Here is a 13,101-nt window from a genome sequence, read left to right as displayed (position 1 = left end):
AACTATCCGACCGGCCCTCATGGGGCGCTGGCAAATGCTGGCAAAGCGTTTGAGGCCAACCCGTAGCGATCGTCGAGCGTACGTAGTCGGTACGGGCGCGCTGCTAGTCGATTACGTAGGAGTGCTCATGAGTTGAAGGGTATGAGCGGTGAACCGTCACCGAAGGCAGATCACACGCTCGTGGGATCAATGGCAAGCGTCCGACGCGGACCTCCTCGGAAGGTAGAGAACATATCGACAGTGCGCTGCCACTGAGTCATCTCGAGTCCTGCGTAACCGCAGACTGCGTGGACGATTCGGCGTTTGACGAAGGGCAGCTTGCTGGCAAAGCCGCTCGCGAGCCGGTTGGCAGCGGCGCCGAATGCCCCAGCCGAGTCGGCAAGTGTGGAGAGGGTGCGGCTGGCTGTTTCGTAGGTTCGTAGCTGAGATTCGCGTGCCGCTTGATAGGCGGCGAGTGCAATGGGTACTTGCGGTGCCCCCGTCAGGCGCAGGGCTGCCGCCAGAGTGATTGCATCAGCCAACGCCATGTTCGCGCCCATTCCCAATTGGGGATCGAACGCATGCGCCGCGTCGCCAATGCAGACGAGATGCTTGGTGTGCCAGGTCTGCATCCGAACGTGCGCAAACGACCAATGCTGAAGGGCATCGAATCCTGTCAACCCGTCGAGCGAGTTGTGTAGCTCCGGATACTTCGAGGCCAGAGCCAGGCGCCAAGCGTCGAAGTCGCCTCGCTCCAGTGCCTCAACCTGAGACTGAGACTTGTTGATGAACAGCGTCGCGCGGTGTTTTCCTCGTTCATCGACGCCCGTTGGGAGTACGCCGATATATTCCTCGTGGCCGTGATGGATCTGCAGGAGTTGCCCCGGATCGCAGGCTGCCGGCAGGAGCACGTCGACGCTTAGTGCCCCCTGCTCGCGGCGTGCAACTTCAACGGACGGTGTGACACGAAGTCGCAATCGAGAATGGACGCCGTCACTAACGACGATGACGTCATAGGGACCGGATTTTCCGCCGTCGTCCAGAGTGAGCCAGGTCGCGCCATCGCTCGTTGCGATGTCGTGAACGCACACGCCCGATCGGACATCGGTGCACGCGTTCGTGAGTGCGTTCCAAAGACTGCGATACAACGCGGGACGGCGAATGCCCACGGCGTGGTCGTGCAAGCCCGATGGATAGACCACACGAAAGGCGGTGGCGCTGGCTGTATCCACGCGGCAGATGCGATCGATGCGGGTCCCCTGAGATTCGATCGAGGCGAGCAGGCCCAGCGCTCGCAACGCATCCAGTCCCACCGGCTGCAGCAGCAGGCCGGCGCCTTGCGGTACCGAGGGTTGCCGGCGTTCGAACACGGTGACGCGGTGACCGTGCCGGCTGAGCAGGATTGCGACACTCATGCCGGCGATACCGGCGCCAATGACTGCGATATGTAGTGGGGTGGTCATCGTTCAAGTCGCGGCGGAGCTGTTGTGATCATCGCCACATACCGAACTCTGGCCTGGGATGCGACAGATTGGCCTCCTGATTGATCCGTGAGGAATAGAAAGTTCGGGTCTGTCGAGGTATCAATGACTTACCGATTTCCAGAAAGATCTTTTTGGAACCGGTCGCGATTGCATCCCTCATTCGAACACCTCCATGCACTGCGCAGTCGGAAGCGCGGGCTGCCACCGTCCGGGGAATCGACAGATTCTTCGGCGTGAGCGTATTCCAATGTCCGCAGACGGCGCCGATCGCGAAGCTGTTTCCAGATCGTGGAAGTGTTGCCTTGGGCGCGCTTGATGACGAGTCGATCGCCGCAGAGCCATACACGGCTGTCTTGTTCCCCTTCGAACAAGAGCCGCCCCCGCAGTCAATGGTGAGTCGATCTCTCCATGATCGGGCGGCGCCAGAGAGTTCGCTCTTAGAAATTTCTATATTTATAAGATCAACGTAGCTACCCATAGCGTTAGCGCGGTTGATCCGGCGCCTATGAGCAAACCGGCGAACAGCGCCGCTGTGGCATTAGATGATCCTTCGTCGTAACCACGCTCGTAATCGCCGCGAGTCCCTTCGTTGTGACAGTTGTCGCCGTTGGTAGCGTCATTGGAGACCCGCTGACCCGTGCGATGGCGAAGAAGGAGTGATCTCATAATGAACTCACTTTTGAGAATCTTGGGCACGCCTGGCTAGGGCCGATGTTGCTCCAGTGCGTTTGATCTCTCCTCCCGCGCACAGCCCATGGATCATGTCCTCTGGCGAGACATCGCTCGGTCCATGAGCATCTCGGCGACCGCATCGCGTGCTTCGGCCTCGGTTGTTCCAGGTGGAAATTCGAAAACCTCATCCCTGTCAAACGGGTTCGCAAATCGAACCGGCTCGCCTTCGGCAATTTGTTCTGGCGGCGGCCAGTCCAATTGAACGGGTTGCTGTGAGTTATCGATTGCCAGATGGCTCGCACGGCCCGGGCTGTCGAGCCCGTACGCTCCGAACACGAGACTGCCAAAAACGATCAGGAGGAGGGCAGCACGCGAGACGCTCACGCGGCGGGTAGCCAGTGCCTTCGTAGCATCCAGTTCATATGGCGATGCGCTGCTCGTTGGTACTGACGGTTGTAATGTCGGGCGAGATTCGCGCTGCTCAATGTGGCGGGCATCGGAAAGCGCAAGCAGTTCCTGCGCGCTCAGCTCTAAATCCATGGTGGTCTGATCGATCGGAATGACGCCTGTCAACTCGCTCATGAAGTTTCTCCGTCTGACTCAGAGCACCGGGGCATTCCGAGCTGAAAATTTCGGAAGGTAGCCCCTGCAAGGTACACGTAGATTCGACTCGAACAGTTCCCCGGCCTGGCATGCGTGCGGTTCACAAACGTGATGGGGGTCACAAGAGCGCGGCGCGATTTCGTCAATATGACAAGTAAGGCTGACGTTTCTTTCGAGGCCAGTCTGAGCTTGCTCTCCATCCCGGGTCAGCCTGATACGGGCGGCGCGGCCCGTCAGCACGCTTTCTTGTTACGATAGTGGCCATGGCGACGCTCCGATTGTCACCAAGCCATCTGGTGCCTATTCGGTGCCAATTGCCAGAACGAACGCCCACAAATGCCCGGAAATAGCGCGGAAATGACGGTATCGATTAGCAGCGGAAAAAGCGGCGGGAAGCTCGGTTTTTCGGCCCTGGAACGGGCTAGGCGCATCAGTGTAGCTCCCATGATGGACTACACCGACCGTCACTGTAGGTATTTCCTGCGCCTGCTGAGTCCGAACACTCTCTTATATACAGAGATGCTGACCTCGGCCGCCCTGGTCCGGGGCGATGGCGCTCGCCTGCTGACTTATGACGATGCCGAGCATCCGGTGGCCCTGCAGTTGGGGGGCAGCGATCCGAAGGAGTTGGCGGTGGCGGCGAAGATGGGGGAGGACGTTGGGTACGACGAGATCAACCTGAATTGCGGCTGCCCGAGCGATCGGGTGCAGAGCGGGCGGTTCGGCGCTTGTTTGATGGGTGAGCCGGCGCTCGTTGCTGAGTGCGTGAGCGCGATGCGTGCGGTGGTGAGTGTGCCGGTGACGGTGAAGTGTCGCATTGGGATCGAGCCGATGCCGCAGGCGGCGGAGGAGTTCGAGTTCCTGCGGAATTTCATTGCGACCGTGGCGGCGGCGGGGTGTGACGTGTTCGTCGTGCATGCTCGCAAGGCCATCCTCAAAGGGCTGAGCCCGAAAGAGAACCGCGAGATCCCGCCGCTGAAGTACAACGTCGCGGCTGCTCTACGCACGGAGTTTCCGAAACTCACATTCGTGTTGAACGGCGGCATCAAGACCGTCGAAGAAGTGCAGACGCATTTGCAAACGTTCGACGGCGTGATGATCGGGCGCGAGGCCTATTCGAATCCCTATCTGTTGGCGCAACTCGAGCAAGCCGTCTTCGATCCGAGCTGGAGCCTGCCGGCGCGTGAGCTGGTGATTCAACAGTACGCGGACTATGTGCGCACCCGGCTGGCCGAGGGGCATCGGCTGCGAAGCATGGTGAAACACGTGCAGGGTCTGTACGCCGGGCTGCCCAGAGTGCGGTCGTGGCGGCGTTACCTGTCTGAAGGCGCGGGTCAGCCCACTGCCAGTGCGGATCTGCTGCTCGATGCCTTGCGCATCGTGCAGGCCGCTTAATCTCGATTCAAAGAAAACACCTAAAAGCAAAGTGCCCGTCCGCCGCGACTAGTGCATGACGCCGGCAAGCGCGGTAAGTTCAGCGCTCGCCGGACAACATCACTCATTCAAGGCTAGACATGACGTTCACTCGTTACGCGCGCGGGCTCTCGCTCGCGCTGATCTGCACCTTGTTGCCCCTCGCTCAAGCGTGGAGTTTCACGATCGAGCAGGTGCGCAACTATGCGTTCCCGAGTGCGCTGGTCGCCTCGAAACAAGGCTCGCAGGTGGCGTGGGTGGTGAACGATCAGGGCCGACGAAACATCTGGGTGGCGAGCGGGCCGGACTTCGTTGCCCGCAAGCTCACTGCTTATGCCGAGGACGACGGACAAGAAATCAGCAGTCTGTCATTGACGGATGATGGTTCGCGGATCGTCTACGTAAGAGGCGGAGAACACGGTGCGAACTGGGACAAGGGATTGCCCGTGAATGTGTTGTCACATCCCGCCGGCACGAAGGTGGAAGTGTGGAGCATCGCCGTCGCGGGCGGCCAGCCGGTGCGGCTCGGCGAAGGCGACTATCCGACCGTCTCTCCCGACGGGCGCAAGGTTGCATATATCAAAGACGACGCGGCGTGGATCGTTCCGACCGATGCCAGCGCCGAGCCGAAGAAGCTGTTTACCGCACGGGGCAAGACCGGATCGTTGCAATGGTCGCCCGATGGCACACGACTGGCGTTCACATCGTCGCGCGATGCCACCACCTACGTCGGCATCTATTCCGATGAGAACACGCCGATCCGCTGGCTGGCCCCGGACGTGTATCGAGACAGCGATCCGACCTGGTCGCCGGATGGCAAGCAGATCGCATTCATTCGCCGGCTGGGTGACGGTGGCACGCCGCCGCTGGCGTTGGAGTTTGAAGCGAAGCCGTATTCAATCTTCATCGGCGATGCGCAGACCGGCGCGGCGAAGGCGGTCTGGAACAGCGGCACAACGCTGCGGGATGGCGCGTTCCAGGGATTCCTCGAGTGGGCCGCCGGCGATCGGCTCGTTTTCAATTCGTACGCCGATGGCTGGCAGCATCTGTATTCGGTGGCGGCGAAGGGCGGGACGCCGGAGCTGCTCACGCCGGGCAATTACATGGTCGAGGATGTGACGCTCAGTCCCGATCGCAAACGTCTGGTGTTCGCGGCCAACACCGGCAACGACCAGGACGATACCGAGCGTCGCCATCTGTTCCAGACACCGGTCGATCGCGCCAAGGTCACGCCGCTCACGTCGGGCGCCGGCTTGGAATGGTCGCCCGTGCTCACCGGCGACGATCGTTTGTTATTTGTCAGTGGCACGGCGACGCGTCCGCCGGTGCCGGCAATATTGGCGAAGGACGGTAAGCCGAAGCTGATCGCGGCGGAGTTGGTGTCCGCGAAGTTTCCGATGGATGAGCTCGTGACGCCGAAGAAGGTCACCTTTCAGTCGGCCGACGGCATGACGGTGCACGGACAGCTGTTCGTGCCGAAGAAAGCCAAGGGTAAGCGGCCGGCAGTTGTTTATCTGCATGGTGGCCCGCAGCGGCAGATGGTGCTTGGCTGGCACATGATGGCGTACTACTCCAACGACTTCGCCATCAATCAATACCTGGCTCATCGCGGTTTCGTGGTGTTGTCCGTGAACTATCGGCTCGGGCCGGGCTACGGCTTCGACTATCACTTCCCGCCGAAAGCCGGACAGCGAGGCGCGTCTGAATATCAGGATGTGAAAGCGGCGGGGCAGTATCTGCAGTCGCTGCCGGATGTGGACGCGAACCGGGTCGGCATCTATGGCGGCTCGTATGGGGGCTATCTCACCGCGATGGGGCTCGCGCACGACTCCGCTTTGTTCAAAGCCGGCGTCGATATCCATGGCGTGCACGATTGGATTCTTCAGTACGGGCTGAAGGAGCTGTTGACGCGCAAGGCCTATCAGATGCCGGCGGATGCCGAGCAGGCGTTGCAGACGGGCTGGGCCTCGTCGCCGATATCGGCGCTCGCTGCCTGGAAGTCGCCGGTGCTGTTCATCACGGGCGACGACGATCGCAACGTCAGGGTGACCCACACGGTGGATCTGTGGCGTCGATTGCGAGACATCGGCGTGCATCAGGAGACGTTGATCCTGGTCGATGAGACGCACAGCCTGCAACGTCACGAGAATGTGCTGAAGGCGAACGCGGCCACGGTAGAATTCCTCGAACGCTTCCTGGGGAAGCCAGCACAAGAATGAGGGGAAGACTATGTGGCGATCCGTGGTCATGGCTGTGGCATTGATGCCGGCCATCGCGACAGCGGCGTCCACCAACATCGACGGGGTTTGGCAGCGGGCGGGCGAGGCGGCACTGGTCGCCGCCGAGCAGGAGCGCGCGGCTCGCAATATCCCATCGATCGCGGTCGGTATCGTGACGCGTGACGGGTTGGTTTGGTCGGGTGGCGTCGGGCACGCGGACGCCGAAGGTAAGCAGCCGCTGGACGGCAACACCGTCTATCGAATCGGCGGACTGACTCAGGCGTTCACTGCCGAGCTGGTGCGGTCGTTGGCCGCGAGCGGCAAGTTGGATCTCGATGCGCCGGTGACTCGCTATCTGCCTTCATTCCAGCCGCGCAATACCTTCGGCGGCGAAATCACCGTTCGACACCTGCTTGAGCATCGCAGTGGGCTGGTCCGCATGCCGCCCAGAGGCCATCACGCGGATCTCGAAAGCGCGACGCTTGCTGAGACGGTCACGAGCTTGAACGCGACGGCGCTCATGTCGCAGCCGGGCTCGGCGGTCAAATACTCCGATGCGGGTTACGCCGTGCTCGCGCATGTGGCCGAAGTGGCGGGGGGCAAGCCGTTCGAGAAGCTACTTGCGGAAACGGTGCTGACGCCACGCTCCATGACGCAGACCTCGCTGCGAGCGGACAAGAGCTCGCTGGCCGTCGCCACGATGGCTCCCTTCGATGGCGAACGATTCGCGCCGGCCGTGTTCGATACAGGCGTTGTCGCGTCGTTGGGCGCTCAGTCCAGCACGAAGGATCTGGCGAGATTTACGCAGGACTTGTTCGGACGTGAAGCGCCAACGCTGAGCGGCGAGCGAGGGGTATTGGATCGTCACGACGTTGTTTCGTTGAGCGGCGCGACCTACGGCTACACGACCGACCTGTCAGTGTTTCCGGCCGATGGGTTCGCCGTCATCACGTTGATGGCCATCGATAGCGCGCAGCCGGTGCTGAAACGTTTGCGCGACTTCACGGCGCGACAGGTCATCGCTGCGAAGACGAAGCAGCGGCGGCCGGCATCGGAGCTGAGCACCAAAGTTCCTGTCGGCACTGCGCATCGACTGCAAGGTCATTACAGCGATGGCGCGCACAGCCTGGATATTCGCATCGTCGATCAGCGGCTGTTCGTTGAAGCACCGGGGCTCGCGGCCGAGTTACGTCAGCGCGGCAGCCGGCTCGTTGTCGACGATCTCGCCGTCTCTGGGGACGAGTTGCAGTCAGACTCGAAGGCACGCTCAGTGACGTTTCGAGGCGTGACCTATCAGCGCACGAATTGGGAACGACCGGCGGAGCCGACAGCGGATCTCGCCGGTTTTGTCGGCGAGTATGGATGGCCTCATAACATCCTGCGCGTTTACGAGCGCGACGGCGACGTTTATGCGCGAGTCGAATGGTCTCAGCACTACAAGCTCGAAAAGGCAGGGAAGGACGCGTATCGATTCCCGGCGGCGGGCTTGTATGCGAATGAGGAACTTCGCTTCACGCGTGATGAGCGAGGTATCGGCGCGGCGGCGAACCTGAGCGGTGTCGTGATGCCTCATCGTGATCTCGGCGCCGAGACGGAAATTCGTAGCCGCGCGAACGCGCCATTCATCGCCGCGCTGGTGGCGAATGCCCGCAAGATGTCACCGCCCGCGCAGCCGGCGAATCTGCGTAAGCCCGACCTGGTCGAGGTCAACAAGCTCGAGCCGACCACGAAGCTCGATGTGCGTTACGCGACGACCGAGAACTTCATGGGTGCGCCGTTTTACGACTCGCCGCGCTTCTTCATGCAGCGGCCTGCGGCCAGCGGATTGATTCGCGCCCATCGCAAGCTGGCTGAGCAAGGATTTGGCATCGTGCTGATCGATGGTTATCGGCCGTGGTACGCGACCCGAATGTTCTGGGACGCCGTGCCGCCGGAGAGCCGGCCGTTCGTCGCCGATCCGTCGCAGGGCTCGCGACACAACCGCGGTTGCGCGGCGGACATCAGCATGTTCGAGCTCGCGACTGGCAAGACCGTCGAGATGGCGGGGCGCTACGACGAGCCGTCGGCGCGCTCGTCGCCGTTGTATGTGGGCGGCACCTCGTTACAGCGCTGGCGCCGCGACCTGCTCAAGAACGCGATGGAAGCCGAAGGTTTCGACGTCTACGTCAACGAGTGGTGGCACTTCGACTATGGCGAATGGCGGAACTATCCGGTAATGAACGTCGACTTCAATGAGATCGGCGGCGGGAGCTGACTACTTCACCGTCCTTCATCACAAACGTCACAGCGGCCAACGCGCGGGCATCCGCCAGCGGGTTGGTCGCTGTCGCGATCAGATCGGCGTACTGACCTTTCGCAATCGAGCCGCGTTCCGCCTCCAGCTTCATCACTCGCGCGGCGTTGATCGTCATGGCTTTGACGATGTAACTCGACGGGATGCCGGCATCAATCCAGCCCTGGATGAAATCCAACGTCATGCGGCCGCGATCCCGGCCGCCGAGATCCTCGGTGACATCGGTGCCGAAGGCGAGCGGCACGCCGATCTTGTAGGCGCGGCGCAGTCGTTCCACCTTGGCGCGTGCGCTCGCTTCGGCGGCGGCAGGGTTGGGTAGATTCAACAGCGGCACGTGGCTCACTGGCCGATCGGTGCTGACCAGATACACGCCACGTTGTTTCATGAGTTTGAGCGTGGCATCGGACACGGTATAGCCATGCTCGATGCTGTCGGCGCCGCCGAGGATGGCGGGCACGGCGGTGAGATCTTCCTTGGCATGAACCGCGAGCGTCAGGCCGACGCGATGGGCTTCGTCGGCGGCGACTCGAATTTCTTCTTCGGTGTAGATGCCGTGCGTCTGGCCCCGTGGATCGGAAACGAGTTTGATGACGCGTGCGCCATAGAAGATATTGGTGCGCACGGCTTTACGAACTTCATCGACCCCGTCGGCGTCGATGTATTCGTAATTCCAGCACGGCCCGACTTCGACGGGAGCGCTGTCCTGTTGCGCGCCGAACGGCGCGATGATCTTGCCCGCGTTGACGACGGTCGGGCCGACGAACAAACCGGCCTCGATAGCCTTGCGTAAATCCGTATCGACGTAATTACCGGCGTTGCCCAGGTCGCGCACGGTGGTGAAGCCGGCGGCGAGCATGTCTTCAGCGCGTCGCAATCCCATCAGCGCGCGATAGCCATTGCCATGCTCCACATAGTTCGCGCACAGCGTGCCGCTGTAGTCGTAGCTCAAATGAGTATGCAGATCCATCAGGCCCGGCGACACCCAACTGGAAGACAGGTCGATGACTGTCGCCGGCGCGGGTGAGGGCATGCGGTCCACTACGTCGACGATTTTCTTGCCGTCGATGAGCACGACGCGGTTATCCAGGACCGCGCCATTCGCAGGATCGACGAGATGCCCGACCTTGACGGCAAGCGTTGCCGCCGAAGCAGAAGTAGCGAGCAGGAGCGAGGCGAGCGCGACTCGGAGCGGGTTCACTCAAGAGACTCCAAAAAAAGCAGGCCGGCGTGAATCGCCGGCCCTGTCTGACTACGAGTAGGGCAGTTACAGGCTGGCGCGCAATCCCAGCGAGATGTATCGACCGAGCAGATCGTACAGGCCGGGATAGGTGCCGCCGTTGGAGTAGGAGAGGATGTAGTTGGCGCCGATGATGGGCGGCGTGCGATCCGTGACGTTGTTGACCGACAGGCTCACGTTCACCTTGTCGCGCATGCGCCAGTTCGCCGCCAGATCGAAATAGTTCTGGGCACCGATCGAGGCGTCGACGGCCGGAATCACACCGCCAATCTCCGGCAGCGTGCGATCCGACTTCACCGAGCCGATGTAGCGCCAGCTCAACGAAACATCGATGTCCATCGGCGTGTACCAGGTCGCGCGCAGCTTGTGCCGCCAGTTGGGCGAGGGCTGACCGCAAGTGGTGCCGAAGGTCTCGGCGCAGTCGTAGCTGCGAACATCAGGCAACGCTTCGATCTCGCGCTTGTCCAGCTTCGTGCCGGACAACGCCAGACCGATGCTGCCCATCGCGATGGGACGCGTGTAACCGAAGTTCACATCCAGGCCGGAGGTGCGCAGTGAGCCTGCGTTCGTGAGACGGCCGTCGATCACCCCTTGGTTGCCAATCCAGAGCGAGCCGGAGGTCGGATCACGCTGCACCAGGTTGCAGTACACGGGATTGCCGGTGGCCACGCACTGGCTCAACGACAACGCACCGGGCACCGAGCTCACATAGCCTTCCACTTCGATGTCGAAGTAATCGAGTGTGATATTGAGGCCGTCGAGCCATTCGTTCGGTGTGAATACCAAGCCGATCGTCGTCGTATCGGCGATCTCAGGCCGCAGGTTGGGGTTGCCGCCGGAGATGAAGCTGTACTGGCCGCTCGGATTGGGAGCAATCGTGCCGTACTGTGCGGCTGTCACGCCGGAGTAGGCGCAATTGGCGAGTGAAGCGCTCGGTGTGGCGCCGGCGCAAGGATCTTGTGTCGGTGTCAACGTACGTGTCTGTGCTGTGAACAGTTCGACCAGCGTCGGCGCTCTCACGGCACGGTTGTAACCACCGCGGAAACGCAACGAGCGCGTCGGTGCCCACTCGCCAGCAAACTTATAGGCTTCGGCCTCGCCAGCAGTGCTGTAGTCCGACTTTCGATAGCCAGTCTCCAGCGCAACCGAATGCATCAGGAAACGATCGGACACCAGCGGAATGCGCAGCTCGCCAAAATACTCCTTGATGTCGATGGAGCCCGACGTGCCGCTGACCACGGTGCCTTCGATCTCACCGCGACGGAATGCGTCGTCTGGGCTGTGCACGAGGGCTTCACGACGATATTCCGGTCCGAATGCGATGGACACGCCTTGATCGGTCCAGGGCAGCTGAACGCCGTACTCGCCGAGATTGCCCGAGATGGATGCAGCGATGATGCGCTCGGTGGTCGAGCCCGTCTGAAGCGCGGTCAACGACATGTATTCGAGTGCTTCCGGGGTCACGCCACCGATGGCGAACGGGTTGTAAACAACGCAGCTCGGATCGGCGCCCCTGAGAGCTGAGGCGCAGACAGCTTGGCCGGTGAGCGGATCGGGAACGCTGTCGATGGCGCGGGCGATGCGTGATTGCGCCAGCATGTTGCCCAACTCCAGGTCGTACTTCGTGCGGCCGTATTGCGCATACACGTCGTAATTCCAGGCGGTCGCGAGCTCGCCACGCGCGCCGATGACGGCACGAAACGATTCGTGTTGCATATCGTACGGACGCAGGCCGCCCTCGACGTTGCGGCGATAGACGGTGACGGGAGCGGCGTCGTTGGCGCCGAACCCTTGCTGAGTACACAGCACGTCGACCTGATCGGAGCTCAACAGCGGGCTGTCGCAGCTGATGTTGTATCTTCCGTAGACGCCGTCGGGCGCCTGTTGGCGCAGTGACTGATTCCGCATGTAAGTGATGTCGGAATACAGATCGACGTTCGGGTGCAGCTGGTAGTGCATGAGAGCTCCAGCCACGTAGCGCGAGTCTTCACGCTGCAGGACGTTTGAATCGGCGAAGTTGTAGGAGTCGCCGTCAGTGTACGGGCGCAGCAGGCCGCTACCCGAGTCGATGGTGAGGAAGCGTCCATCGACGGGGATCAACAGCGCCGGCGCAGTGCCAGCCGAGCCGCCGCAATAGTGACCGGCGGCATTGGATTGCACGACGCAGGAGCTGAAGTCGCGCCGGTCCCAGCTCACACCATCGATGTTTCGATAGCCGAGATATGCCGTGACGTTGCCGCGACCGTCGGCGGTGTTCGCGCCGAAAGTCAGGTTGAAGTCTTTCGTCCAGCCGTCGTACACAGTGCCGGTGGCAGGCGTATCGCCACGGGCGCGCACCAGGTTCTGGATGGAGCTGTCGTTCTTGTGGTTATAGAGGCCGATGGATGTATCGAACGCGATGCCTTCGAAGTTGCGCTTCAAGATGAAGTTCACGACGCCTGCCACCGCATCGGAGCCGTACACAGCGGACGCGCCGCCGGTCAGCACATCGATGCGCTCGACCAGTGCGGTGGGAACGTTGTTCAAATCGGGCGCCGGTGCCACCGGATCGCCGGGAAGCAGGCGCTTGCCGTCGATCAAGACCAGCGTGCGCGATGGACCGAGCTGCCGCAGGTCCACCGTCGCAGTGCCGTTGCCCAGGCCGTTGACGTGACCGTTCTGGCTCGGGCTGATGGCGGGCAGGGAATTCAGCACGTCTTCGATGCGCGTCGCGCCTTGCAGCTGGATCTCATCGGCGGAGATGCCGACGACCGGGCTGATCGCCTCGCTGCCGGCGTGCCGAATGCGCGAGCCGGTGACCACGATCTCGGCGACTTCCGCCTCGTCGGCTTGCAACGAGTCACGACCCGTGACACCAGGCTGGGTGGTCGCATTGGAAACAGGCTTGACGGCGATGGTCTTGGCGTCGACCTTTTCGTAGGTGAGGCCGGTATCGCGTAACAGTCGAACGAGCGCCTCGTCCGCCGTCAGCGTGCCGTGCACGGCAGGCGCCCGTTTGTTCTGCGCGTCTTGTGAGAAAACCAGAATCTGCAGATTGGTCTGCGCCGCCAGTTGTTGAAGTGCCGCGCCGACCGGTTGTGAATCGATGTCGATCGCGTGTCTTGCCGCGTCCTCCGCGTGCGCGCTCTGTGCGATCACGATTGCGACCGCGGCGCGTGCCGATAATGCGGCGAAGCTCGAAGCTCGTGTTCTCATCCCGTC

The 13,101-nt window shown here is 61.8% G+C and carries 7 protein-coding genes; 3 read left to right on the top strand and 4 right to left on the bottom strand.

Features of this window, described 5'->3' with window-relative positions:
- Positions 1-170: 170 nt before the first annotated feature.
- Complete coding sequence (locus ACFPN2_RS24420; protein ID WP_380601464.1) at positions 171-1,442, bottom strand: FAD-dependent oxidoreductase; 1,272 nt, start codon at positions 1,440-1,442, stop codon at positions 171-173.
- Between the two features lie 780 nt (positions 1,443-2,222).
- Positions 2,223-2,717, bottom strand: a complete 495-nt coding sequence (locus ACFPN2_RS24415) for a hypothetical protein (RefSeq protein WP_380601462.1) — start codon at positions 2,715-2,717, stop codon at positions 2,223-2,225.
- A gap of 432 nt (positions 2,718-3,149) precedes the next feature.
- Here ACFPN2_RS24415 and dusA point away from each other — a divergent pair, with 432 nt between their 5' ends.
- From dusA to ACFPN2_RS24400, 3 genes are all read left to right on the top strand, one after another.
- Entirely contained in the window at positions 3,150-4,133 is a 984-nt protein-coding gene (gene dusA / locus ACFPN2_RS24410; protein ID WP_380602829.1) for a tRNA dihydrouridine(20/20a) synthase DusA, read from the top strand.
- A 119-nt stretch (positions 4,134-4,252) separates the two neighbouring features.
- Complete coding sequence (locus ACFPN2_RS24405) at positions 4,253-6,370, top strand: S9 family peptidase (RefSeq protein WP_380601460.1); 2,118 nt, start codon at positions 4,253-4,255, stop codon at positions 6,368-6,370.
- A gap of 10 nt (positions 6,371-6,380) precedes the next feature.
- Positions 6,381-8,624, top strand: a complete 2,244-nt coding sequence (locus tag ACFPN2_RS24400; protein ID WP_380601458.1) for a serine hydrolase — start codon at positions 6,381-6,383, stop codon at positions 8,622-8,624.
- Here ACFPN2_RS24400 and ACFPN2_RS24395 read toward each other — a convergent pair.
- Positions 8,599-9,861: an amidohydrolase family protein gene (locus tag ACFPN2_RS24395; protein ID WP_380601456.1), complete on the bottom strand. Its 1,263-nt coding sequence runs from the start codon at positions 9,859-9,861 to the stop codon at positions 8,599-8,601. The genes ACFPN2_RS24400 and ACFPN2_RS24395 overlap by 26 nt on opposite strands.
- Before the next feature lie 66 nt (positions 9,862-9,927).
- Positions 9,928-13,095: a TonB-dependent receptor gene (locus ACFPN2_RS24390; protein ID WP_380601454.1), complete on the bottom strand. Its 3,168-nt coding sequence runs from the start codon at positions 13,093-13,095 to the stop codon at positions 9,928-9,930.
- Positions 13,096-13,101: the final 6 nt, after the last annotated feature.

It is taken from the genome of Steroidobacter flavus (assembly GCF_042651805.1).
Classification (GTDB): Bacteria; Pseudomonadota; Gammaproteobacteria; order Steroidobacterales; family Steroidobacteraceae; genus Steroidobacter; species Steroidobacter flavus.
This window is presented reverse-complemented; position numbering and strand designations above follow the sequence as displayed.